Genomic DNA, 24,837 nt, shown 5'->3' with positions numbered 1-24,837 from the left:
ATGGAGTTACTGTGCGACGTTGGCACGCGCACCGTTGCCGCCACGCACGACGCACACGTTCACGAGACAGCTACGCAAGCCAAGGAGTCTGCACGTGAAGACAGCACTCAGGATCTTCTGGCGCGACATCAGGCGCATCCTCAAAAACCCCGTCGCCCTCATTATCACGCTCGGAGTCTGCATCATCCCGTCCCTGTACGCCTGGTTCAACATCCTCGCGAACTGGGACCCGTACAAGAACACCAGCGACATCCAGATCGCCATCGTCAACCAGGACGAGGGCGCGACGGTCGGCGACATGGGACACATCTCGGCCGGCGACATGGTCGTAGAGAAGCTCCACGACAACAAGCAGCTCGGCTGGCGCTTCGTGAAGATGTCAAAGGCCATGAGGGGCGTCCGCGCCGGCGACTACTACGCCGCCATCGTCATCCCCAAGGACTTCACTTCGACGCTCGCGGGCGTCATCGACGGCAAGACCGCGAAGGCCCGTATCAAGTACTACGTGAACGAGAAGGAAAACGCCGTCGCGCCCAAGGTGACAGACACCGGCGCCTCCACCATCGAGAACCAGATAAACAACACGTTCGCCGGAACGGTCGCGGGCGTCATCTCCGACAAGCTCGGTGCCGCGGCGGACAAGGCTCTCGACGGCGCGTCGGGCGCCGGCTCCAGCCTCCAGGCCGACATCCAGACCGTGCGGGAATCGCTCGACGACCTCTCCGGCGGCATCGACGACGCCGGTCGTTCCATCGACGACGCGCGCAAGACCGTCGCCTCGGCGAAGGAGACCATCACGAGCCTCGACGGCACCACGAAGGGCATCTCCCAGAAGCTCGGTACGGCCTCGACGGACCTCAAGGGTGCCCGAGCGGACGCAGCCGACCTCAGGAGCCGCCTCGGCAGCTCGCTCACCTCGGGCACGCTCGCCCTCACGAACATGTCCACGAAGGCGAACTACGACGTCGGCAGACTCGCCGGCGACGTGGGCTGGGCCCAGGGCAGGCTCGATGACGCCATAGCCCAACTCGAGGCCGCGCTCACCCAGACGCAGGACATGAAGGCGAAGCTCGAGTACAGCCGCGACACCATCGTCAGCATCAAGGGACTCTCCGGAGACTCCCTCACCGCCCAGACAGAGGTGACCAGAAGCCTCGAGACCGAGATCCAGTACCTCATCGGCATGAGCGACCAGATGCGGGCGCGACTCGACGCGCTCAAGGCGCTCTCGGACGACGTGAAGGGCGGTGCCGCAAGCGTGAGCAACCTCTCCTCCGCCGTGAACAACTCCATCCAGACGAGCGCCTCGGCCCTGTCCGACGTGCAGGGAAACCTCTCCGAAACCACGATTCCCGCCGTGGACGGCGCGCTGGACGACTTCTCGCAGGCCGCCTCGGGCGTGAGCTCCGTCGTCGCGGGCATCTCGCCCGCGCTCGAGCAGGTGAGCGCGACCCTCGACCAGCTCGACCAGGTGCTCGCCCAGGCGAAGCCCGCCCTTGCGTCCACGCGCGACTCCATCTCGAGGGCGGTCGACACGCTCGCCGGCCTCGAATCCGACGTCTCGGCGCTGCAGACGACCCAGGCGTACAAGGACCTCACGAGCGTCTCCGGCATCAACCCCGACGTGCTGAAGAACTACTTCACCTCTCCCGTCGAGCTGTCCGAGCAGGCCATCTACCCCGTCCGCAACTACGGCTCCGGCGTCACGCCGTTCTACACGGACCTCGCGCTCTGGGTCGGTGGATTCGTTCTCGTCGCCATCTACAAGCGCGAGGTGGACGACGAGGGCGTCGGCGAGTTCAAGCCGTGGCAGGGCTACGTGGGACGCGCACTGCTCTTCTCGCTTCTGGGAGAAGTGCAGGCCATAATCTGCTGCGTCGGCGACCTGGCCCTGGGCATCCAGTGCCTGAGCCCCGTCGCCTTCGTGGCCGCGGGCATGGTCGAGTCGTTCGTCTACGTCAACATCGTGTTCTCGCTCTCCACGGCGTTCAAGCACATCGGCATGGCGCTCGGCGTCATCCTCGTCATCCTCCAGATCCCCGGCTCCTCCGGCACCTATCCCATCGAGATGATGCCCGGCTTCTTCCAGGCGCTCGAGCCGCTCCTGCCGTTCACGTACGGCAACAACGCCATGCGCGAGGCCATCGCCGGCTTCTACGGAAGCTACTACGGCACGAACATCGCCGTCCTTCTCCTTGCGTACATGCCCATCGCGCTGCTCGTGGGCCTTGGCGCCAGGCGCCACCTCCTCAACATCAACGCGCTGTTCGACAAGCGCCTTCGCGAGACGGACATGATGGTGAGCGAGCGCTACAACATGGACGAGGCGCACTTCAAGCTCACGACCATCATCAAGGCCCTCACGAACTCCACCGAGTACCGCCGCACGTTCGAGGCGCGCGCCGCGCGCTTCGAGCTCATGTACCCCGTGCTTGTGCGCCGCGGCTTCCTCGCGCTCATGGTCATCCCCATCGCCCTGAACGTCCTCATGTTCGTGCTGCCGTTCAAGATGGTGATCATGACGCTGTGGATCTGCTCCATGATCGTCATCTGCACGTTCCTTATCGTGACGGAGTACTTCCACTACCGCGTGGGACAGAAGACGCGCCTGTCCGACATGAGCGAGGACGAGCTGTACGACCTTCTGGGCGACAAGCTCAAGCAGGAGTTCTTCGCGTTCGCCCCCATAGAGACCATGCTCATCGAGAAAGGCGCGGGCACCTCGGCCACAGGCGACGCCACGGACGGCGCCCCCGAGGCCGGCGGCACGCTGCGCTCCAGAAAGATCGGAAGCCGCATCGGCAGGCTCAGGACGGAGTTCGACCAACGCCGCGCCGCTCACCACGGCGGCGCGAACGCCCAGGTAACAGGCGCGCAGGACGCTCCTGCGACAGACGCGCAGGCAAGGCTGGGCGCGGACGCGCAGAAGGCTCCCGACGCGGGCGAGAAGGACGATGGCGAGCCCACGCGGCTCATCCTGAACGTCACGGCCCTCACGGGCGCGGGCGAGAAGACCACCCGCATCAGCCGCGGCGACGAGACCACGAAGGAGGGCGGCGCGACCGAAGCGGACGCCCAGGACCAGAAGGGTGGTGACGCAAAGTGAGCAAGCTCTTCTCGCTCATAAGGCGTGACTTCCGTCACGTCATCAACAACGTCATCGCCCTCGTGGTCTGCGTGGGCATGATCGTGATCCCATGCTTCTACGCATGGTTCAACATCTACTCCGCGTGGGACCCGTACGGCAACACCGGCGAGCTGAAGGTCGCGCTCGCGAACGCGGACGAGGGCTACAAGACGAAGCTCATGCACGCGAACATCAACATCGGCGAGCGCATGGTGAGCGACCTGCAGGGATCCGACAAGGTCGACTACGTGGTCACCACGAAGGACAAGGCGCTGGAGGGCGTGCGCTCCGGCGAGTACTATGCCGCCATCGTGTTCCCGAAGGACTTCAGCGCGGACATGATGACCGTGCTGTCTAAGAGCGTGCGCCACGCGAAGGTGATCTACGCCGTAAACGAGAAGAAGAACGCCATCGGAACCATCGTGACCGGCAAGGTCTCGACCGCGGTGCAGAACTCCATCGACCAGAGCTTCGACCAGTCGCTCACGGAGGTGCTCGCCGGGGTGCTTTCCGACCTATCCGGCACGCTGACGGACGAGGAGACGCTGAACCTCGTGACGAGGCTGGACTCCATCCTGGGCGACGGCGCCCAGGACCTGCGCGACGTGGCCGCAAGCGTCGACAGCTACCAGGCGCTCGTGTCGTCCACGGGATCGCTGCTCGAAAACTCCGACGCCATGCTCTCCTCTGCCGCAAAAAGCGGCAACGGCACGGGCGACCTCATGCGCACGACGTCTTCTGGCGTACGAAAGCTCGATACCGCGGTTGACGGGGCGACGACGTCCATAAACGACGCGCTCCAGAAGAGCGCCTCCACGTTCGACGACGTGAAGGGCGCAATCGATGCCGCGTACGCCACGGCGGGAGGTTCCACGCAGAAGCTGCGCGGCGCGCTCGCGGACGTGAAGGCCGAGGTGGACGCCCGAGACGCGAACCTGCGCGACTTCCAGTCCAAACTGAACGGCACGGACACCATCGCGACCCAGTGGGAGCAGAGCCTGGGCAAGAACGGCGATCCCGTGACCGTCCAGCGCGTGAGCGAGCTGAAGCTGACGATCGACGGGCTGGGCGACCGCGTCACCAAGGCCATCCAGGACCTGGACGACCTCTCGAACGGCATTCAGTCCACGATCGACGACATCGACCGCTCCAGGGGCGACGCGGACGCGTCCAAGGCCGAGCTCGAGGCGCTCGCGGAGCGCGCGAAGGGCAGCGTCACCGGCGTCCAGGCCAGCTACGAGCAGGGCCTCAGGGGGTCGCTCGGCAGGCTCGCGGACACCATCGACGGCGCCGCAAGCGACGCGGACGCGCTCGTGGGCAAGTTCTCATCCACCATGGCGGACGTGAGCGACACGACGTCCGGCACGCTGAGGGGCCTCTCCAAGATCGAGGGCGACCTCGGCACCACGTCCAAGAAGCTGCGCGACGGCGCAAGCAAGCTCGACTCGATGCGCGGGACCGTGAAGGCAGCCATCGACTCAGGCGACATGCAGACCATCCGCACGATCCTTTCCGCCGGCCCCACGAGCCTTGCGGAGTTCGTGTCCTCCCCCGTCCAGACGGACCGCGTTGCGATCTACCCCGTCGCGAACAACGGCTCCGCCATGGCACCGTTCTACACCACGCTCGCCATCTGGGTCGGCGGCGTCGTGCTATGCGCGCTCGTCCGGTGCAACCCGTCCGAGGCCGCCATGCGCGAGACGGGTGCCAAGCCACGCCACGCGTACTTCGGGCGTCTGACGTTCTTCCTGATCATCGGCTTCATGCAGTCGTCGCTCGTCCTTCTCGGCGACCTGTTCTTCATCCGCATACAGTGCCTGCACCCGTGGCTGTTCCTGCTGTGCGGATGGTTCGCGTCGCTCGTGTTCGTCAACATCATCTTCTCGCTCACGGCCGCATTTGGCGACGTGGGCAAGGCCATCGCCGTGCTGCTCATGGTCATCCAGGTCGCGGGCTCCGGCGGCACGTTCCCGCCGCAGATGCTTCCGAAGGCGTTCCAGGCCGTCTATCCGTTCCTGCCGTTCGTACATGCCGAGAAGGCCATGCGCTGCGCCATCGCCGGCCTGTACGGTGCGGACTTCTGGGTCGCCATGGGTAGGCTCGCGCTGTTCCTCGTGCCGTCGCTTCTGCTGGGCCTGCTTCTCCGCAAGCCCGTCGTCCGCCTGAACCATTGGATAGAGGAGAAGATCGAGAGCACGAAGCTGATGTAGGCCCGCGCACCCGCGCGCAGGCACGGCCGCAAGCGGCTATACTTGTTCGGACTGTACTGAGCACACAACACGAAAGGTCACGCAATCGTGAGTTCCACCGAAGCACGTCCCGTACGCGTGCGCTTCGCGCCCTCGCCCACCGGCAAGCTGCACGTGGGCGGCGCCCGCACCGCCATCTACAACTGGGCATTCGCCCGCGCCAACCACGGCACGTTCATCCTGAGGATCGACGATACCGACCCCACCCGCTCCACGGAGGAGAACACGCAGATCATCCTGCGCGCCATGAAGTGGCTGGGCCTTGACTGGGACGAGGGTCCCGAGGTGGGCGGCGACTTTGGCCCCTACTGGCAGACGGAGCGCCTGGACATCTATCGCAAGGCGGCCGAGCGCCTCGTTGCCGACGGCAGGGCCTATTACTGCTTCTGCACGCCGGAGAAGCTCGCCGCAGACAAGAAGGCCGCCCAGGAGCGCCACGACCCGTTCCAGGGCTACCAGCGCACGTGCCGCGACATCGACCCGGCCGAGGCCCAGCGCCGCGTGGACGCCGGCGAGCCGCACACCATCCGCATCAAGGTGCCGCTGGACCGCGGCGACGTTGTGGTTCACGACGCTGTCCACGGCGACGTCACGTTCGAGGCGAACACGCTGGACGACTTCATCATCTTCCGCTCCGACGGCACGCCCACATACAACTTCGCCACGGTTGTGGACGACTCCATGATGGGCATCACCCACGTGATCCGCGGCGACGACCACCTGTCCAACACCCCGCGCCAGATCATGGTGTACGAGGCCCTCGGCGCACCCACGCCCACGTTCGCCCACATCTCCATGATCTTGGGCCCGGACGGCAAGAAGCTCAGCAAGCGCCACGGCGCCACGTCCGTGGAGGAGTACCGCGACGCCGGCTACGACTCCGACGCCTTCGTCAACTACCTGGCCCTCCTGGGCTGGGCGCTTGACGGCGACACCACGATCGTTCCGCGCGACGTGCTTGCCAAGAGCTTCTCGCTCGACCACGTGTCGAAGAACCCCGCCACGTTCGACCTCAAGAAGCTCGACTGGATCAACGGCCAGTACCTGCAGGCCATGACGGACCAGGAGTTCGCGCGCACGCAGCTCGTGCCGCAGCTCGTCTCCGCAGGCCTGGAGAGCGCAGCGGACGCCGAGGCCGCATACGCCGCGAAGCCCGCATGGTTCGACCTTCTCGCCAGCGTCCTCAAGCCGCGCACCACGCTCGCGCCGCAGGTGGTCGAGAAGAGCCGCTTCCTCTATTGGGGCGAGGACGTCCAGTTCGACGAGAAGAGCGTCAACAAGAACCTCGCGAAGGACGGCGCGCGCGGCTACCTCGAGGCCGCCCGCGACGCGCTGGCCGCGCTGGACGCGGACGGCTGGAACGCCGCGGCCATCGACGCCGCGCTCGAGCCGCTGCCGGACGCCCTCGGCACGAACAAGCGCAAGTTCTACGGCGCCGTGCGCGTGGCCGAGTGCGGAAACCAGGTGTCTCCCCCGCTGGGAGAGTCGCTCGAGCTCCTGGGCCGCGACGTCGCGCTCGCCCGCCTCGAGAGGGCGCTGCCGCTCGCGAAGTAGAGGCCACAGGGCTTGTAACACGCTCGAAATAATGAGACACTAGCACGCGGAAAACGCGTCAGGCCGTCGGCGCCAAGCGTCGGCGGCCTTCTTCTGTCGGAGGTCCATGCCATGATGACGACGTCAGCATTCGAGATCCTCGGCCCCATAATGGTGGGACCCTCCTCCTCGCACACCGCAGGCGCGCTCAGGATAGCGCTCGTAGCGCGCTCGCTTGGGCCCTCGCCCCTCAGCCGCGTCACGTTCACGCTGTACAACTCGTTCGCGCGGACGTATCGCGGGCACGGCACGGACCGTGCGCTCGTGGCCGGCATCATGGGCCTCGCGCCGGACGACGTGCGCGTGCGCGACTCGTTCGAGCTCGCGCGAGAGCTGGGCCTCGACTTCGAGTTCGTGCCGTCCGACGCCGGCGCGGGACTCCATCCCAACACCGTGACCATCTCGATGGAGGGCGCGGATGGCACGCGTATGTCCGTCACGGGAGAGTCCCTTGGCGGCGGTCGCGTGCGCATCAGCTCCATCGACGGAATCGCCGTGGAGATCACGGGCGACTACCCCACGCTCTTCGTGGCGCACCAGGACAGGCCGGGCGTCCTTGCGGCGCTCACGAGCGGGCTTTCCGCCGGCGGCGTGAACATCGCGACCATGCGCACGTTCCGCGAGCGCCGAGGTGGCCGCGCCTACACCGTGTTCGAGGTGGACGGCGGCCTTGACCAGGCGCTCCTTGAGTACCTGCGCCGCGCCCCCAACATCACGCTCGCGAACCTCGTGAACGTGCCCGGAGCCGCGCAGGTGTCGCCGGACGCGACGCTCGCCCTTGGCTTCGACACCGGCGCGCAGCTCCTCTCGCTCGCGGGGCGCGAGGGCGCCACCATCGGCGAGGTCATGCGTCGCAGGCAGCTGGAGCTCTTCCCCACCCAGGACGCGGACGCCCTCATGGCGCACGTGCTCCAGGTCATGCGAGAAGAGACGGTGGCACCGATCGAGAAGCCGCTCCCATCGCTCGGCGGGCTGCTTGGCGGACAGGCCAAGGCCGTGCACGACGCCGCGCCGAGGCTTGCCGCTGCGCTCATGGGAGAGACGCTTTCGAGGGCCTGCGCCTACGCCATGGCCGTGCTGGAGCGCTCCGCGACCATGGGAGTGATCGTCGCCGCGCCCACCGCGGGCTCTGCCGGCGTCATCCCCGGCGCCGTGCTCGCCGTGGCGGAGTCGCTGGGCGCCACGGACGAGCAGGTTACCCGTGCCCTGTGGAACGCGTGTGCCATTGGGGCGATCGTGGCCAGGAACGCCTCCGTCGCGGGGGCCGAGGGCGGTTGCCAGGCGGAGGTGGGAACCGCGGCCGCCATGGCGGCCTCCGCCGTCGCGGAGCTCATGGGCGCGGACCCCAAGGTCTGCCTCTCCGCCGCTTCGACCGCCATCGCGAACCTGCTGGGACTGGTGTGCGATCCCGTGCGCGGGCTCGTGGAGTACCCGTGTCAGGACAGGAACGTCATAGGCGTCGTCGACGCCGTGAGCGCGGCCCAGCTCGCCCTCTCGGGCGTGCTCGACCCGCTGCCGTTCGACGAGGTCGTCGCGGCCATGAAGTCCGTCGGGGACTCGCTTCCGTCCGCGCTGCGCGAGACGGCGCTCGGCGGCCTTGCCGCCGCCCCATCCGCGTGCAGCGCGTGCCGCACGGGATGCGGAAAGGCAACCGGCAAGTAAGCCCGCCTGTACGATGTCACGCCCGCCGCGCCTACTCCGCCTCCACGGCGTCCAGCAGCAGGTTGCAGGCATCCTCGATGCAGCCGTCGCACGGTCGCAGGACGGGTCCTCCCGTCATGCCCTTGAGCTCTGGGCAGCGCGTGGTGCCGTTCTTCTCCCTAAACGCCGCCACGACGGGCCTCGTCCTCGCGTACGTGCGCGCCTTCGTCTTTGGGTTTGCCGTGCCGCCGCTCGTGCGCAGGCCGAGGATAGCGACGGCGCCGGAGAGTGCGCCACACGTCTCCGTGAATCCGCCCATGCCGCCGCCAAAGCCCTCCGCAACGCGAAACAGCGCGTCCTCGTCCATATCGGTCAGGTCACTCAGGGCGCAGACCACGCTCTGGGCGCAGTTGTAGCCGGAGTGGTGAAGCTCGAGCGCGCGATCTATGTAGCGCTGCCTTGCCTTCTCGTCAAACGTCGCTGCCATGGCATTCCTCCATTGCGTGTTCGCAGGTGTTCTTCTCGCCTATTCTAGCGCCTGGAACAGGCACCTCTCGATCACGTCCTTGCCACGCAGGCCGTCGAGCCACGCGCGGGGAATGCCGTCCACGCCGTAGACGATGCCCGCGAGGCCACCAGCGACGGCAGCCGTGGTGTCCGTGTCATCCCCCAAGTTCACCGCCGCAAGGACGCACTCCCCAAAGCTGGAGGTGTTCGCAAGGCACCAGAGCGCCGCCCGCGCGGTATCCAAGACGTAGCCGCCCGAGCGGACTTCCCCGCGCGGGATGCCCGCATATGCGCCCGCGACCTTGGCCACGGTCGCCCCGCCCGCGAGCATCCGCGCCCTTCGCACCATGTCTACGCAGGCCTCCGTCGACGTCCTATGCGCGTGCGTGATCGCCGAGACCGCGCGGACCTCGTCGTCCGTCGCGCTCGTGAAGGCGAGCGGGAGGATTCTCATGAGCGAGCCGTTGCCGTTGTCAAACTCCCCGGCGCACCCACAGCTGTCCCGGAGGGCGCGCTCCGTCGTTCCTCCGATGTCAAACAGGCCGTCCACCGTATACGCGCCGTCGCGATACCAGGACTCGAAGCGTCGGCGCATGTCCTTAGGGTCGATGCAGCCACGCTCCCTGATGCTGTCGCAGGTCGCAAGTGCCATGGACGTGTCGTCGCTCCAGGTGCCGGCGGGCTGGTCGTGCGAGCCGAAGCCCGTCATGCCCGTGCAGCGAAACGTGTCGCGCGACATGAACTCGAACGGGACACCCAGGGCGTCGCCGACCGCCTGCCCGTACATGCAGTCCCTCAACGTCGCAACCATCACAGTGTCCCCCATCCTCGTCGTTCCGGTTTGCATCCATGGTGCCCTGCGCAGTGGACATTAATTGCGCCGGTAAGCGAAAGTCCCCACCGACCTAAGCCGATGGGGACCTGTGTTCACGTGGTGTCGGAGGCGGGACTTGAACCCGCACGACCTTTTAGTCAGTCACTAGCACCTCAAGCTAGCGCGTCTGCCAATTCCGCCACTCCGACGTGATTTCGTGCGGGATTCATACTAGCACTCTTGGCGCATGGCAAAGGCGGGAATGTTTGCTTACCGATACAATTTGACCCAACGCCACCAAGCCCCCACAAGTGCTGCCGACGGCCAGACCGCACGCCGCGCCCCTAGAAGCCGGCCTCGCTGATCTTCTCGACCGCCTCGCGAAGGCGCTCGGGCGGCATCACGAGCGCCATGCGCACGAAGCCCTCGCCCGCGGGGCCAAAGCTCGCGCCCGGGGTCACGATGACGCCGGACTTCTCCATGAGCTCGAGCACGAAGTCGACGGAGTCCATGCGGCCGCCGGGGATGCGCGCCCACACGAACATGGAGCCGTGGGCGTTGGGGCGCTCCCAGCCAATGGACTCGAGTGCGTCGCATAGGGCGTCACGACGCTCCTGGTAGGCCATGCGCTGGCGCTCCACACCGTCGAGCGGGCCCGTGAGTGCCGCGATGGCGACGTCCTGCTCTGGGAAGAACATGCCGTAGTCAAGCTGGCCGTGCAGCTTCTTCGCGGCGGCGACGATGTCCGGACGGCCTACGAGGAAGCTGAGCCTGACGCCGGTGACGTCGAAGGACTTGGAGAGCGAGAGGAACTCCACGCCCACGTCCTGCGCACCCTCGTACGCCAAAAACGAGCCGCCGGGCTCCTTGGAGTCGAACACGATGTCGCTGTACGCGTTGTCGTGGATGATCACGATGTCGTGCGCCTTGGCGAAGTCGATGATCTGTCGGTAGACCTCGGGCGTGCCCACGGAGCCCACGGGGTTTGCGGGCAGCGACACCACCATGTAGCGTGCCGCGTCCGCGACGTCGTCGGGGATGCCCGCGACGTATGGCAGGAAGTCATGCTCCGCCGAAAGCGGGTAGAACGCGAGCTTGGCGCCCGCGAGCAGACTCGCCGTGCGGAAGAGCGGGTAGCACGGGTCCGGCACCAGCACGGTGTCGCCCGGGTCCACGAGGGCCTGACACACGAAGCCCATGCCCTCCTGCGTGCCATGGCAGCTCATGACCATGTCGGGCGTGATGCCCTCGACCCCGTAGCGGCGGCGGTAGTAGTCGCACACGGCCCTGTCGAGCTCGTCGCGATCGTGCAGGGAGTACTTCCAGTTCTCCGGGTCAGACGCGCTCTTGACCATTGCGTCTATCAGGCGCTGGTCCGGTGCGAAGTCCGGCGTGCCGACGGAAAGGTCGTACACCTCGCGCCCCTTGGCCTCGAGCTCGCGACGGCGCAGGTTGAGCGCCGCGAACACCTCGTTCCCAAACAGGTCAAGCCTCTTGGAGAGCCTCATTCGTACCTTCCTTCCCGCAAACGCGCGTACAGCAGTCAAAACTATTGCATAAATTGTACGGCTTCAGGAAAGCGAGTACGACGCGGCACGCCAAACGCCACCACGATGGAAACAAACGACGCACGTCGCGCGCACGCGTGCGGAGCTACAGCGCCTGGGCCAGGAGCGTCACCGCGAGGACGGATGCGCAGCACGCGCCCGACACCGCAAACAGGCCGGCCCCCCGCCACGCGAGCGCGATGCCCACGAGAAGGGCGACGGCGCCTGCCGCGGGCACGCCCGTCGCGCCCAGGATCGCCGGGAACGTCATGACCGCGAGCGTGACGTACGGCACGTAGTACAAAAACGAGCGCAGGAAGCGGTTCGTGACCTTGCTCCTGATGAGCGTCGCGGGAAGCGCGCGCGTCGCGAATGTGACGCCCGCCATCACGACGACGTAGCCCCACCCCATGGAGCCCATGCTATGCCTCCCCCGCTTCCGCATCGTCTTCCGGGCACGGGAACAGCACGGCCGCCGCAGCGGAGATGGCCAGCGTGAGCACGATGGTGCGCACGCCCTCGCCCACGGCCGAGAAGAGCGGGGCGACGGAGGCGGCGAGGCTCGCCGCGAAGCTCACGGCAACCACGCCCGCGACCACGCGGTTCTGGCGCGCCGGCGGGATGATGACCGCGAGGAACATGCCAAACAGCGACACGGAGAGCGCCTGCACCAGAAGCTTGGGCAGAACGCCGCCCACGAGCATGCCCACGGCCGTGCCGCCGGCCCAGCCCACGAGCGGCAGGGCCATGAGGCCGAGTGCGCGGGCGGGCCTGACGTCACCCTTGTGCGCCACATTGACGGCGAAGATCTCGTCCGTGTTGTCGAACGCGATGAGCGCGCGCATCCACACGGGCGTGTCCGGGCTGAAGCGCTGCGAAAGCACGCACCCCATGAGCAGGTAGCGGGCGTTGGCGATGAGCATCATGACCGCGAGCTCCAGGTAGCTGGCGTTTGCCGCGACCATGGTGAAGCCGGCATACTCGCCGGCGGACGCGTTGCACAGGAAGCTCGTGACGACGCCCTGGGACAGCGTGAGGCCGCTCATCTTCGCGGCGATGCCAAGCGAGAACGACACCGCGAAGTAGCCGAGTGCGATGGGCACGCCCTCCGCGAGGCCCTCGCGAAACAGACCGAGGCCCTTCTCGCCCAGGCGGGCGGTGCCAGGGTACGCGAGCTCGCCCGCATGCATGTCTGTCGTCTGTGTTCCAATAACCGCCGTTGCCACGATTGCTCCCCACTCAACTGTTTTACTGTGCTTATGTAATATCATCGCTATTGGGATAAGTGAAACGAATGTATTTTATTGTTGCATTAACGTTTCTTATGCTGAAGTTTGGGGGCACTTCATGAGGGTATCCCGCTACAAGGTGTTCTGCAGCGTCGTTGACGCCGGCAGCTTCACGAAGGCGGCGCACGAGCTGGGCTACACGCAGAGCGCCGTGAGCCAGACCGTGCGCGCGCTGGAGTCGGAGCTCGGCGCGAGCTTGCTGGAGCGCGGGCGCGGCTCCGTGAGCCTCACCGGCGACGGACGCACGTTCATGCCGGCCATCCGCGCGGTGGCGCACGCGGAGGACGACCTCGAGCGCCGCCGGCAGGAGGTGGCGGGGCTCCTGGGCGCCACGATCCGCGTGGGCACGTTCTCGAGCGTGAGCCGGCGCATACTGCCGCCGCTGATGCACCGCTTCGAGGAGCTTCACCCGGACGTGCGCTTCGTGCTGCGCCAGGGAGAGTACACGAGCATCGCGCAGTGGGTGGCCGAGGACCGCGTGGACCTTGGCTTCATAAACGGCGACGGCTCCGGCCTGCCGTACCGCACCGTCGCGACGGACACGATGCTCGCCGTGCTGCCGGAGGGCCACCCGCTTGCCGCTTTGCGTGAGGTGAGCCTGGGGCAGCTGGCGGTAGAGCCGCTCATCCTGCTGGACGAGGGACAGACGAGCGTTGCCCTCACGGCGTTCGAGCGCGCCGGCATCCGGCCGCGCATACGCTACGAGGTGACGGACGACTACTCCATCCTCGCAATGGTGCGCGAGGGGCTTGGCGTATCGATCCTGTACAGCACGATGCTCGAGGGTTACGCCACCGGCGTGGAGGTGCGCCCCATCCGCGAGCGCCCCGTACGCAACATCGCGCTCGCGTGGGCGTCGTGGGAGACGCTGCCCGTGGCGTCGCGCCGCTTCGCAGAGTTCATCCTCAAGAACGCCGGCCTGCCGCCGCAGGCGTAGCGCCGGGCGAGAAGGACGCGCGCCCATGGTCAGTGCCCGCTCGCAAAAGAGGCGCCGCCCCGGGACGGGACGGCGCCTTGCTTGTGCCATGTGCGATGCGGGCGGCAGGACCACTGCCGCGCCGCGCTAGTCTTCGCGACGACGACCGCCGCGGTCATCGCGGCCACGGTAGCCGCCACGGTCCCCGCCGCGACGGTCGTCGCGGCCGCCACGGTAGCCGCCACGCTCCCCGCGCCTGTCGTCACGTCCGCCACGGTAGCCGCCGCGGTCGTCGCGGGACCCACGGTAGCCGCCGCGATCGGCAGGCCTGCGGTCTTCTCGCCCGCCGCGGTATCCGCTGCGGCCGTCGCGGTCTCCGCTTCGGCGGTCGTCGCGCCCGCCGCGGAACCCCCCGCGACTTCCCTGGCCATCGCGGTCGGAAGGTCTGCCCTCGTGGCGCTTCGCGGCCTTGCGGGCCTCCTCGCGCTCCTTCCAGTCCGCGCCAAGCTCGCCGGTGAGCGACGCCTCGATGCGTCCGAGGTAGCCCAGGAGCGTCTCCGCCTCCTCGTCCGTGAACCCGTCCAGCGCCACGTCCGAAAGCTCCGCCTTCGCAGGCGCGTCCTCGCGGCCCTTCTCGGTCAGCGCGACGGACTTCGAGCCGTCCTGCGCCACCCTCACCTCAACGAGGCCGGACTCGCCCATCGCCTCGAGCGTCGCGCCCATGGCCGCGCCGTCGATGCCCAGCACGGTGGCCATCTCCTGCGTGGGGATGCCGTCCTTCAGACGCAGCAGCGCGACGACGCGCGCGACGTTGGGATCCGCCGCGGCCTCCTCGTCCCTGCGAATGCGACGCGCCACGCCAACCATGTGGTTGAGCAGGCCGATCTTCTCGATAATCTCTTCCCTTGCCGCCATGCATGCACTCCGGTCTCTTGTGTTGGCGCAGGCCCTGGCCGGCGCCCCCTCTTGCACGCGGGCCGCCGCACCCGGCGACCGCCCGCTCGCGCTCTCAATAACGCTATCAATTATTCCAGACGATGCGGCGCCACCCCGCCGCGTTTCCCAACGGCGCAATTAACCCATGCACCGCGCACAGGACGACCACAGCCGCGCGGACATGCCGGCATGGCGCGGCCGCTACTGTGCCGGAAAGTCCTTCTCGCCCTGCGCGGAAGCCGCATCCGCCTTGGGTGCCTGCCGGGGCTTCTTCCTCATGGGTACGCGAATGCCGCCGGGAACGGCTACGGGACCCTGCTTCGCCGCGGTCTTGCCGGTGGTGCCCGCGGTGGGTACGCCCTTCGCCTTCTGCCTCAGCATGGAGCCAGAGATGGTCGCCGTGCCCTTCGCGCGAGAAGAGCGCGACCCCTTGGCGTGCAGCCGCGCCTTTGCCTTCTGCACGCGCGCGTAGATGCTGGGGCCCCCGTTGGAGCGCAGGCCCAGAAGCGGAGCCGCCAGGAGCGTGGGGCCGAAGAACGTGACGATGCGCCAGATGAGGAAGCCGGCGCTTGCCGAGCGCCCGAACATGTGGCCGTAGAACATGAGGAAGCCGCCCTCGGCGCCGCCGGTGCCACCCGGCAGCGGCACGGCGGACGACACCATCTGCACCATGGAGCCGGCGGCCAGGCACTCGAGGAAGTCCGCCCGGATGCCAAACCCCCTGAGCACGAACCAGGGGATCATGTAGAGGCTGCCAAGCTGCGCCATGGTGACCAGCAGGGTGAGCGCCATGGACGGCAGGTCGCTCGCGGCGTTCTTGAACGCGTTCGCGAACTCCATGACCTGCACGTTCACCATGTCGTCCCAGTGCTTGGGGTCCTTCAGCCAGTTGTGCCGCGTCGCGATGCGGATGGCCCAGTTGCCCACGCGCATGACGAAGCGGGGGCACAGGCAGATGACGAATATGCCCGCGAGCTCGAGGAAGTGCACCGTGAACACCACGATGTTGAGGAAGAAGAGGTCTCCGTACGTCTGGAAGAAGTACTCCGCCTTCGCCACGAGCATGATGGCGGCAAACAGCACGACGCCAAACTGGAATGCGATGAAGCGCGTGAACTGCGTGGCGCTGGCCTCCCCAACGTCGAGCCCCGAGCGCGTCATGCGATATATCTGCGAGGGGACGGACCCCGCCATCATGGGGGTGAGGTTTCCGAAGAACACGCCTGAGGCCTCGACGCTCATGAGGTCGCGCACGCCGAGCGGCGAGTCGTGGTCGAGGTAGACCGCGATGCCGTACGCAAGCACGCCGAACACGTAGTACATGCCGAAGCACAGGCACGCCTTCAGGACCCATGAGCCGTCCACGGAGCCGAGCGCGTCCAAAAACTGGCCCATCTGCCCCGAGAACACGAGGTAGAGCACATACACGCCGACGACGGCCACCAGGAAGAGCGCACCTTTGCGGGCACTGTTCTTGTTGTCCTCGTTATCGGACGCCGCGCCGGCAGTTCCGCCCGATACGTGCGGTGCCGACACCTTGAGCGGGACCTTCGGCTTCGTACGGTTGGTGTTCTTCTCTTCTGCCATGGCCCTCCAAGGTCCGTCGACGCGTCGCAAGACAGAGAGGCCTCACGCCCCAAACCAGAGTCCTACTGATGATACCCAGAAAGGAAGCTGCAAAGACACGGCCCGCCGCACACATCCAGACACCACGTTGGTGGCGCAACATCACCTCTCTGGCACGTGAGCGTCGCTCCATAACAAAGCAGGCCGAGCTCTATGCCCGGCCTGCGAGAATCCCTGGTAGCCCCGACCAGATTCGAACTGGTGATCTCCGCCTTGAGAGGGCGGCGTCCTAAACCGCTAGACGACGGGGCCATGCACACGGACCTCACGGCCCGTGGAGTACTTGGTAGCCCGTACCAGATTCGAACTGGTGATCTCCGCCTTGAGAGGGCGGCGTCCTAAACCGCTAGACGAACGGGCCAGAAGCGAGAATGGCTGGGATGGCAGGAATCGAACCTACACTGACGGAACCAGAATCCGTTGTCCTACCGTTAGACGACATCCCAATCGGTTTCTCTGTGCGCCTCAGCGCGAGAAAGTAATATACGCGCCTTCGACCCTTTCCGCAAGCGAAACTTTCAAATGCATGGCGCTCCACAATTTCTACTCTTATCGTTCGGCCTGCGTTCGACGGACACCCCTACACCTGAAGGCTGCGCAGCAGAGTGTCGCGGTCGTTGGGAAGCTCACCGTTCACCACGCACAGCAGCAGCTCGCGCAAGATCATGCCGACGCCGGGGCCCGGCCTGATGCCCGTCGCCTCCATCACGTCGCGCCCGCTCACGGCGAGGTCCGTCATGCGGAACGCCTCGCCGTCCGCGATCACGCGCCTGAGCACCGCAGAGATCTTGTCGAGCTCCACGGCGTAGCCCGCCACGCGGTCCACCTTGGACACCGCGTCCGCGCGCTTGAGGTCGAGCAGCGCGAACGTGAGCGCCTCCGCGCGCCCAGGACACGCGTTCTCGAACTTGAGCAGCGTGCGACGGACGGAGCGGCGCGTGGGCTTCACGTAGTGGTCGTGCAGCCGCACGAGCGTGCGCGTGGGCGCGACAAGCTCGCTGGGAAGCGCCAGGCGACGCATGATCTTCTCGCACATGGGGGCGCCCACCTTGGGGTGGCCGAAGAAGTGGCCCTGGCCGGCGTCGTCCTGGGTGAAGGTCACGGGCTTCGCCACGTCGTGGAGAAGAGCCGCCCACCTGAGCGCAGGCGACGCCATGCCCCCGGTGAACTCCTCGACCGCCATGCAGACGCGCGCCGTGTGCTCGAGCACGTCGTAGGCGTGGTACGGGCTGTGCTGGTCGAAGCCGGCCATGGCCGCGAGCTCCGGGATGGCCTCGCCCAGGACCTCCGCCTCGTTCATGAGGGCCCATCCCATGCGCCCCGTGCGCACGATGCCGTCCAGCTCCTGCCCTATGCGCTCGCTCGCGATGTCCTCCAGGCCGTCCGCGCACTCAAGAAGCGCCTGCTGCGTCTGAGGCTCAATGTCGAAACCCAGGCGGCACGCGAAGCGCACCGCCCTCAACACGCGCAGCGCGTCTTCCTCGAAGCGCCGGCGCGGGTCGCCCACGGCGCGAATGAGACCGCGTCCCAGGTCGCCGCGGCCGTCGAACGGGTCCAGGATCCCGCGCTCCGGATGGTAGGCGATGGCGTTTACGGTAAAGTCCCTGCGCGCCAGGTCTAGGCGGATGTCGTCCACAAAGCGCACCTCGTCCGGGTGGCGGTGGTCCGTGTAGTCGCCCTCGACGCGGTACGTGGTCACCTCCACGGGCTCGCCCTCGACCACGGCGGTTATCGTGCCGTGGGCAGCCCCCGTCCTATGGACCGCGTACCCGCACGACGCCAGAATCTTCTCGGCATCCCGCCAGTGCGCCGACGTCGTGACGTCCACGTCGTGCGAGGGGGCGTCCAGCAGGGCGTCGCGCACCCAACCGCCCACGGCCCATGCCTCGAACCCGGCGTCCTCAAGCGCCCGGATCACCTTGCGGCCAAACTCCGGAAGCTCATAGGCAACGTCTTCGAAGCGTCGGGACATGGCGGACCTCTCTGCGGCTGTGCTGGGGCATCTACTTGCCAGTATGTGTGCCAGTTACGACAATTACAAGCAGCACGTGTAGCACGCATTATACATACAAGTAGTACAGCAGTTATGGTGTCTACGTAACATTAGGGACCAAATTGGGACCAAGATTTCTGTTCTTAAAATGCCCCGCCCACCAGCCGAAATGGCCGATGGACGGGGCTGTGCCTGAGCTTCTACCAGCGCTCCTCACTCGCAATCATGCCAGCTTTGACATAGAGCACCGTGACATTAACCGTCTCCGACTTCCAATTGTTGTTCGGCTGGAAGATTGAGACGTATGCGAAACCGTCACTTGTTATTGCCGCTTGATTTATCGTGAAACTTCCTGCGTGGTTGGTCAACACGTCGGCCACGAGCAGGGGTACCCATCCGTCAATCCTGCAATCAACATGAAGGTCAAAAGTTTTTCCTATGTCTGTCGCTGCCGTTGCCGAGAACTTCTTGACCATAAGCGGGCCAGCAATCCCAGTCATGCTCATGCGACCACCGCCACACGGCCTACAACACGGGGTACGTGATGCTCCCGTTCCAGTACCCGCTCGTATTCGTGACGGAGGTGTAGAGCGTCACGCGACCGTCCGAATACACTTTCAATATCGAATCCAACGCCACGCCCTTGTTGCGCCCGCATAACACATTTATCGACGGACCCAAACTCGGGCGCGCCTCCGCAGGCAGCGTAGCGAGTAGCACCTCCGCGTTCGCCTTCGGGTTCCCATTCCACACCGAGCCACCGTCTCCGAAGACCGTGCAGAACCCGTTCTTCACGCGGTAGTACAGGCCGTTCGAGTCGTTCACCCCGGCGATGCACACCCATCCCGTGTCGCCGTGCAGCTGCGTCATGCTCATGCGGCACCACCAGCCGCGCGAGCCTTACTCTCTCTCTCTCTCTCGAAGAGCATTTCTACCTCCCTAGTCTCTCTGATAGAGCGCTATGGCCTGAATCTTTTCTCCCTTTCCGAGCGCATCCCATACAGTAGTTTCCGCACTGTATGCATTTGCGATATATGGCGCTCCAACGTCGCCTACTGTTGCTACGCCGCACCAGCAGACAAAACTGTAGCCACTGACAGAAGGGGCGGTGATGACCGTTGCCGGTTTGTTCTTCGCGACCTCGACCTCCCTGACAACGACATACGGCGCGTTCGTCCTCGACATGCTCATGACTGGCCCTCCTATTCGACAAGGTACGTTGCCCCGCCCTTGACCACGACGAGGCACGGCGTAGTGTGCTCCGACTTGACCGTGGACTCCGTTGGAGCTGAGCTGTAGTAGTAGACTGGAATGGACTTCTTTAGAGACGTGACGTTCGTCTCGAGAGACGTTGCCCTGCTCTCGAGCGACGATGCCCTGCTGCTCAGGTTCGACAGGTCTGTGCTGAGGTTCGTCACCTGAGACTCCGTGTGCGTGTGAGACTTCGCGGCGAACACGGATGACAGGGCGCTCTTCGCCTTGGCCCACCAGTACGTGAGTCCGGTCGCGTTGAGGTACCTGTCGGCGGTAACGCTCGTTCCGCTTGTTATTGAGTCGATATCCGACGTTGTAACAGGGTCAACGTGCGAGCCAGTCTCTCCCATCAGCTCCCACGCTGAGTTCAGGTACATCCACTGGTCGTACTTGTCATCGTCTGTCGCGCCGCTTATGCGAGGCGTGAGGTACATAACACCGGTCTTGCCGGTTATCGTCGGCTTGTTGTGCGTGTTGTCGGTTGTCTTGGCGTACTGCGAAGATGACAGGACGGAGAACGTCATGCCTTTGGCAGCAGCGTTGTTCTGCGCTTGGTCTGCGTTGTTCTTCGCCTGAGCGGTGTTGTTCGATGACTGGGACGAGTTATTCGCAGTCTGCTTGGAGTTGTTACTAGACTGCGCGCTGTTGTTGGACGCCTGGGCGCTGTTGTTCGACGCCTGCTTTGTCTCGCGTGCGCTCTCGGCGCTGACCCTAGAGTTCTCAGCCGCCACTCGCTTATTCTCGGCATCCGTTATGGCGGCGTTCGTGTCGGTGGCAATCTTCATGATGTTCGCCGACACCTCTGGCTCAGCGTTGGCGATGATTGTCGCCATGTCCTCAACGGTGGCTATCCGCTTAACGACTCCGGGCGAGAAGCACATGTAGAGCGAGCGACCGCCCGTGCCGTTCGGGTCGGACTCGAGCACGATTGCCCACTCTCCGGGCATGAGCTTCGACGGGTCGAGCAGCTCGTACTTTCCCCTGCGCATCTGTATTGCCACTTGGCACCTCCCGTTTCTACTGAGCTGATTGTCATCTTGCTCGCCGTCCCGTACGTGCCCGATGGCTTTAAAAGAAATCGGGGCACAGGCTCTCGCCCATGCCCCAGACACGACTATTGGTGTGCTCTATTGCTTTCGAAGGTACACGGAACCAGAAAGCGTGCGCACGGCGACGTAGCGCTTCTTCCCGCTCGTTGCCCCTGTGTATCGACCCCAAACGCACCCGTTGGCGGTTGCCGAGAAGCCATCGAGCGTGACGCTCTGGCCCTTGCGGTACTTAGCCACTACCGCAGAAGACGTCGTTGGAGCAGCGCGCACGTTGAGAGCACTCACGACGCAGACGTAGCGTCCAGCCGGTACCGACGAGCTTGCAGCTGGCATCGCTGCTGGCCTCGCTGCTGGCTTTGCAGCGGCACCGGACTTGCGCAGGTACTCCATGCCGCCAGTTGTACGGACGGCGATGTAGCGAGTCTTGCCGGAGCCACCAACGTAACGGCCCCAGACACAACCGTTCGCGACCGTGGCGCTTCCGTCGAGTACGACGGTCTCGCCCTTGTGGTACTGGGCGACCTTGGCGTAGCCCGTGCCCGCGCCGGAGCGAACGTTGAGGGCATCGACCACGCACTGGTAGGTGCCCGCTGGGATGGACATTGATACCGTCGCGTTGTGGACGGTGGCCTTGCTTGCGCCCGTTGGCTGTCCGCCAACGTATCGGTAGGCCCAGCTCCATGCACCCGGGTTGAGCGCACTGTAGGCGCTCTCCCAACCCGTCTGGTCGCCCTTCACGCCACTAATGGTGTGACGCTCAGAGATGCGGAAGCCCGCCTGCATGAGCTTTCCGCCGACGCTGACCACCATCTCAGTGTGTCCGCGTCGGAGCAGCACGTCTCCGACGCGGAGGTCTCCGAGGCCCACGCCCGCGAATCCGTGCGATTGCAGGAGGCTCGCCTCGTTGCCCGTCCACATGTAGCACCCGCGCGGCAGCACGCCCGCCGCGACGTAGCACATGCGCACTGCCTCGCTGCAGTCGTAGTCGCCACCGTGGACCGTTGTCACCGTGCCGTCCGAGAGCTTGAGCGTCTCTATGGTGCCGTCGCCAGCGCGGGCGGGCTGGCTGTAACCATGAGCCGAGTGATTGACGAGGTGCAGCATGATTTCAGCCGCACGCTGGTTGTACGTGAGCGTCATCGTTCATCATCCCCAGACTCGTTCTCGTACACGTCATGTTCCACATGGAGGCAACGAGGACACTGCCAGTCCTGACGCGCCGGGTTCGTCACCCTGTGGAGGACCTCTACCATTGGGCTACCGCACATGCAGCACTGCCTCTTCTCTGGCAAACTAATCCTCATCATTGGAGTCATCTCGCGGACGGTCGTACGAGGATGCCTGCGCGGAGTCGCTGAGCGTCGCGGTGGTCGGGTCGTTGACAACGCCGACGATTGCGAGCACCGCAAAGAGCGCGTTAACTACTCCGATAAGCTCCTGCGAAACCTGTGTGTAGTCCCACGTGACGCCGAAGCAAGCTAGAACAGCCTGCACCAACAGCAGAGCTGCGGGGATGAGTGCGAGCCAGAAGTTCTTGTTGTATGCGCGTACCTTCCAGTTAATCATTTAGCCCAATCCTCTCGTCAGGTTCCTGCATTATGTCGAGCCGGTGTTGGAGTTCCTTTGTCGCAGAGAGGGCCTCCCTCGCCGTCGCCTCCACGTTCTCAAGGCGCACTGCCTGCTGCGTGAGCTGGATTGAGTGAGCCTTAATGTCCGTCTTTAGCTCTGAGACCTCCTTGCGCGTAGCCGCAGAGTCCTGATTGCCGAGGAGCACTGCGGCCTTTAGGTCCCCTATCTTGTCTAGCATTTGCTCGTTTTTGCCCTCGTCAGAGCGCTGGTTGTTGCGAATCGCTATTGTGATGGTCGCCACTATCGTCAGAACTGACACGAGCAGCTGCGCAATCCATGGTTCCAAGTCGAATACCAATCTCTCGTTGCCTAGAGACATTGAACAGCCACGCAGGAGAACCCACGTGCAACCGATTGGAGTCGTTAGCACGGGATTGCGAGAACCTGTCCGCCACCTATTGTTAGCGTTGCCGGGTTCTTAATGTCAGACGCCTTGCCAGGCCACGATTCATTCTTGCCATGCCAACTTACGTCTGCCCAAATCTCGAACTTGTATTGTTTGAGCGGCGACAAGGAGTCAATTGTATAGTTAGTGTTCTTAGTCCTGCTTGTGTCATATGTCAAATCGGAGTCCTTCGACGGAGAGTAATCATATGCTCCGAATCCGTAAAGGCCTATGCACTTCTCTTCGTCGCTCTTCTTATAAGAGAACTGCTTTCCGTCTTCGATAACAGAAAGATATATCGTCACAATCCCGTCCACATAGAGAGTGTTCGTATAGTCTATCGTCCCCCTGTTGTTCACGTTCAGGTCCCATATGTGCGTGTCTATCGACTCGTATGCAGAGTACATAAACGCTATGCTCCCGCCATATCCAGAAGACACTTTCCCAGACACGATTGTCGCGTGTTCAACTTTACGCTCTATTCCAGAAACCATCTCACTCTGGGTGAACTGGTTCATATATTTACCCTGCTGCTTTTCGCTGACAGGCGACGAGAGAATCGCATTCGACACTGGTATCATCTCGGAAACGTTGTACGGGTTTGCTATTTCCATGCACGTGGGAACGCCGGGTCCAATCCTGACGCGGACGTTGCCATTGCTGTCGGTTACGGTGTACGTACCAGAGTTGATGTGGCTCGCGTCGATGCCGACCGCGTAGATTCGGTCTAGTATCGCGGTGCCCGTCGCCGTGACGCCGTATGCCCACGTCGCTCCTCCGTCAGTGGAAACGGACACAGCGAGAGAGTTCATCTTCCAGATAATCTGAGACGCCGCTATCGTCGGCTTGTCGTGAAGGTAGTAGACGGTCGAGCCGTCAGAGAGCGTCTCCTCGGTGTGGAACATGCCGCTGTTCTTCTCGCTGATTCGCTTCTCAAGGTCCTCCTTGGCAAGCTCAATCGCCGTCTGAGCGCGCTTCACCTCGTTTCGTGCAGCGACTATGGCCTGCGTCGTTGCTGATGCACCAGCCGCGCTGTTACGTGACGCCGACTTGGCCGAGCACTTGAACGTCTCTGAGTTGTTGACCGTTAGCTTTAGGCTCGTCACGTACGACACGTGCATAGCGCCCGTATAGTCAGAGACGATTACTGGGTCGCCGGCCTCTATTGACGGGTCTGACGGAGCGGTCGCGGTGAACGGCCTGAGCTTCATGCCACCTATGCGCTTGTACAGCGCCTTTGCGCATGCCTCCGCCGTCCCGTACTTCACGAATGGGTTGTTGGAAATCGAGATTACGTATCCTTCCGAACCGGCAAGGTAGGTCTCTCCGTCAGCGCCGTTGGTCTCCCTTCCGCTCTCGTCTTTCTTCACCTCGTTCTGGGCCTTCACGCTGACGCCGGTTATCACGACGTCATCGGTCATCACGGTGACGGTCTTCGGCCGATAGATGTGACCTACGTCATCGTTCGACGTGAACGAGCCGCCGTCGTACGAATCTCCCGACGAGTAGTCGGAGAACGAGCCTCCGTCTGCCGTTGAGCCGGTGTTGTACGTGGACTCAGGGCCAGAGAAGTCTCCGCCATCGAGCCATGACTCTTGCTCGAGGGAAGAGGTCTTGTACCAAGAGATGAACGCGCCGCCAAGCGAGTCGCATCTAATCCAGCCGCCCATTAGCTGAGCTAGGTACGACACGACCTGTAGGCATGAGTAGTCGGTGTTCTTCGGAGCCTCTGTTATCGTCGGGTTGTACACAGGAGTGAAATCGTCGTGTGAGAAGAGCACGCCGTTCTTTGTGAATATCGTCTCGGCCAAGTCAATCGCAGAGCACGGATACGAGACGTCGATTGTAGACAGCTTGTCCTCGAGCTTCGTCAGGTAGTCTAGGCAGCTAAGCTGTATTGTCCCGCCGTACGAGTCTGGCTGGTCCACGACGTACGTGCCCTTGCGGAGCCACTCTGTTGTGGGCACAGTGTGCTCAGCGCCTTGTACCTCCGTGCCGCCGAAGCTCTTGCCGACGTACGGTATAAGCATCGCGTTCGTGAAGTCGTACTTGTCAAAGCGCCTGTCGTGGTTGTTGAGCGTGATGCTGCACTTGCCTATGACTGCCGAGCCTATGTCGAATGACTGGTCTGAGCTTGTGGCCTGCTCGTAGGAGAGCGCGGTTATGTCATCGCCGGTCAGCTCTTTGACCGTCCCGTCAGCGAGCTTTAGGCTCGCCTTCACGAGCAGTGTCGAGTTCTCGAGCAGCGCCTTGCTGAACTCTGTCGATATCGCCTGCATTGG

Annotated in this window: 21 protein-coding genes and 4 tRNA genes; 5 read left to right on the top strand and 20 right to left on the bottom strand. The window is 64.4% G+C overall.

The window, feature by feature from the left end; translation table 11 throughout:
* The first annotated feature begins 94 nt into the window (after window positions 1-94).
* The 4 genes from BLT96_RS03575 (at window position 95) to sdaAB (ending at window position 8,631) form a co-directional block, all read left to right on the top strand.
* Complete coding sequence (locus BLT96_RS03575) at window positions 95-3,106, top strand: YhgE/Pip domain-containing protein (RefSeq protein WP_090861817.1); 3,012 nt, start codon at window positions 95-97, stop codon at window positions 3,104-3,106.
* Complete coding sequence (locus BLT96_RS03570) at window positions 3,103-5,337, top strand: YhgE/Pip domain-containing protein (RefSeq protein WP_090861815.1); 2,235 nt, start codon at window positions 3,103-3,105, stop codon at window positions 5,335-5,337. The genes BLT96_RS03575 and BLT96_RS03570 overlap by 4 nt, the downstream gene beginning before the upstream one ends.
* A gap of 87 nt (window positions 5,338-5,424) precedes the next feature.
* Window positions 5,425-6,930, top strand: a complete 1,506-nt coding sequence (gltX, locus tag BLT96_RS03565; RefSeq protein ID WP_090861812.1) for a glutamate--tRNA ligase — start codon at window positions 5,425-5,427, stop codon at window positions 6,928-6,930.
* A 111-nt stretch (window positions 6,931-7,041) separates the two neighbouring features.
* Window positions 7,042-8,631 carry an L-serine ammonia-lyase, iron-sulfur-dependent subunit beta gene (gene sdaAB, locus BLT96_RS03560; protein WP_090861810.1) on the top strand — a complete coding sequence of 530 codons (1,590 nt, stop codon included), beginning with the start codon at window positions 7,042-7,044 and terminating at the stop codon, window positions 8,629-8,631.
* A 31-nt stretch (window positions 8,632-8,662) separates the two neighbouring features.
* On the opposite strand, the gene BLT96_RS03555 is transcribed toward sdaAB, so the two are convergent.
* The 6 genes from BLT96_RS03555 to BLT96_RS03530 form a co-directional block, all read right to left on the bottom strand.
* Window positions 8,663-9,097, bottom strand: coding sequence for a C-GCAxxG-C-C family protein (locus tag BLT96_RS03555; protein WP_090861808.1), 435 nt, complete (start codon window positions 9,095-9,097; stop codon window positions 8,663-8,665).
* Between the two features lie 39 nt (window positions 9,098-9,136).
* Window positions 9,137-9,943 carry an ADP-ribosylglycohydrolase family protein gene (locus tag BLT96_RS03550; RefSeq protein WP_245719319.1) on the bottom strand — a complete coding sequence of 269 codons (807 nt, stop codon included), beginning with the start codon at window positions 9,941-9,943 and terminating at the stop codon, window positions 9,137-9,139.
* 106 nt (window positions 9,944-10,049) lie between these two features.
* Window positions 10,050-10,140: transfer RNA gene (locus BLT96_RS03545), tRNA-Leu, on the bottom strand.
* 135 nt (window positions 10,141-10,275) lie between these two features.
* A complete protein-coding gene (locus BLT96_RS03540) occupies window positions 10,276-11,439 on the bottom strand; it encodes a pyridoxal phosphate-dependent aminotransferase (protein ID WP_090861804.1) in 1,164 nt (387 codons plus the stop codon).
* Between the two features lie 145 nt (window positions 11,440-11,584).
* Complete coding sequence (locus BLT96_RS03535; RefSeq protein ID WP_090861802.1) at window positions 11,585-11,899, bottom strand: AzlD domain-containing protein; 315 nt, start codon at window positions 11,897-11,899, stop codon at window positions 11,585-11,587.
* 1 nt (window position 11,900) lies between these two features.
* Window positions 11,901-12,704, bottom strand: a complete 804-nt coding sequence (locus tag BLT96_RS03530) for an AzlC family ABC transporter permease (RefSeq protein WP_197674385.1) — start codon at window positions 12,702-12,704, stop codon at window positions 11,901-11,903.
* 121 nt (window positions 12,705-12,825) lie between these two features.
* Between BLT96_RS03530 and BLT96_RS03525 the strand changes: the two genes are divergently transcribed.
* The gene (locus tag BLT96_RS03525; protein WP_090861798.1) at window positions 12,826-13,704 is read left to right on the top strand and encodes a LysR family transcriptional regulator; all 879 of its coding nucleotides are present in this window, start codon (window positions 12,826-12,828) and stop codon (window positions 13,702-13,704) included.
* 126 nt (window positions 13,705-13,830) lie between these two features.
* On the opposite strand, the gene BLT96_RS10705 is transcribed toward BLT96_RS03525, so the two are convergent.
* The 14 genes from BLT96_RS10705 to BLT96_RS03455 form a co-directional block, all read right to left on the bottom strand.
* Window positions 13,831-14,598 carry a MarR family winged helix-turn-helix transcriptional regulator gene (locus BLT96_RS10705; protein WP_197674384.1) on the bottom strand — a complete coding sequence of 256 codons (768 nt, stop codon included), beginning with the start codon at window positions 14,596-14,598 and terminating at the stop codon, window positions 13,831-13,833.
* A 222-nt stretch (window positions 14,599-14,820) separates the two neighbouring features.
* A complete protein-coding gene (locus BLT96_RS03515; protein ID WP_090861796.1) occupies window positions 14,821-16,206 on the bottom strand; it encodes a lysylphosphatidylglycerol synthase transmembrane domain-containing protein in 1,386 nt (461 codons plus the stop codon).
* A gap of 214 nt (window positions 16,207-16,420) precedes the next feature.
* A tRNA-Glu gene (locus BLT96_RS03510) sits at window positions 16,421-16,497 on the bottom strand.
* Window positions 16,498-16,529: 32 nt separating this feature from the next.
* A tRNA-Glu gene (locus BLT96_RS03505) sits at window positions 16,530-16,606 on the bottom strand.
* 11 nt (window positions 16,607-16,617) lie between these two features.
* Window positions 16,618-16,691 (bottom strand) — tRNA-Gln (locus BLT96_RS03500).
* 134 nt (window positions 16,692-16,825) lie between these two features.
* A complete protein-coding gene (locus BLT96_RS03495; protein ID WP_090861795.1) occupies window positions 16,826-18,217 on the bottom strand; it encodes a CCA tRNA nucleotidyltransferase in 1,392 nt (463 codons plus the stop codon).
* 221 nt (window positions 18,218-18,438) lie between these two features.
* Entirely contained in the window at window positions 18,439-18,744 is a 306-nt protein-coding gene (locus tag BLT96_RS03490) for a hypothetical protein (RefSeq protein WP_090861793.1), read from the bottom strand.
* Between the two features lie 19 nt (window positions 18,745-18,763).
* A complete protein-coding gene (locus tag BLT96_RS03485; RefSeq protein WP_090861791.1) occupies window positions 18,764-19,114 on the bottom strand; it encodes a hypothetical protein in 351 nt (116 codons plus the stop codon).
* 63 nt (window positions 19,115-19,177) lie between these two features.
* Entirely contained in the window at window positions 19,178-19,429 is a 252-nt protein-coding gene (locus BLT96_RS03480; RefSeq protein WP_090861789.1) for a hypothetical protein, read from the bottom strand.
* An 11-nt stretch (window positions 19,430-19,440) separates the two neighbouring features.
* Entirely contained in the window at window positions 19,441-20,493 is a 1,053-nt protein-coding gene (locus tag BLT96_RS03475; RefSeq protein WP_090861786.1) for a hypothetical protein, read from the bottom strand.
* Between the two features lie 126 nt (window positions 20,494-20,619).
* Window positions 20,620-21,681 carry an SH3 domain-containing protein gene (locus BLT96_RS03470; RefSeq protein ID WP_090861785.1) on the bottom strand — a complete coding sequence of 354 codons (1,062 nt, stop codon included), beginning with the start codon at window positions 21,679-21,681 and terminating at the stop codon, window positions 20,620-20,622.
* Between the two features lie 153 nt (window positions 21,682-21,834).
* Window positions 21,835-22,107 carry a phage holin gene (locus BLT96_RS03465; protein ID WP_090861784.1) on the bottom strand — a complete coding sequence of 91 codons (273 nt, stop codon included), beginning with the start codon at window positions 22,105-22,107 and terminating at the stop codon, window positions 21,835-21,837.
* A complete protein-coding gene (locus BLT96_RS03460) occupies window positions 22,100-22,489 on the bottom strand; it encodes a hypothetical protein (protein WP_157692145.1) in 390 nt (129 codons plus the stop codon). Before BLT96_RS03460 ends, BLT96_RS03465 begins: the two co-directional genes overlap by 8 nt.
* Before the next feature lie 44 nt (window positions 22,490-22,533).
* On the bottom strand, window positions 22,534-24,834 hold the full coding sequence (locus BLT96_RS03455) for a hypothetical protein (RefSeq protein ID WP_090861779.1): 2,301 nt from the start codon (window positions 24,832-24,834) through the stop codon (window positions 22,534-22,536).
* Window positions 24,835-24,837 lie beyond the last annotated feature (3 nt).

This window comes from Parafannyhessea umbonata (genome assembly GCF_900105025.1).
In the GTDB taxonomy this organism is placed as follows: domain Bacteria; phylum Actinomycetota; class Coriobacteriia; order Coriobacteriales; family Atopobiaceae; genus Parafannyhessea; species Parafannyhessea umbonata.
This window is presented reverse-complemented; position numbering and strand designations above follow the sequence as displayed.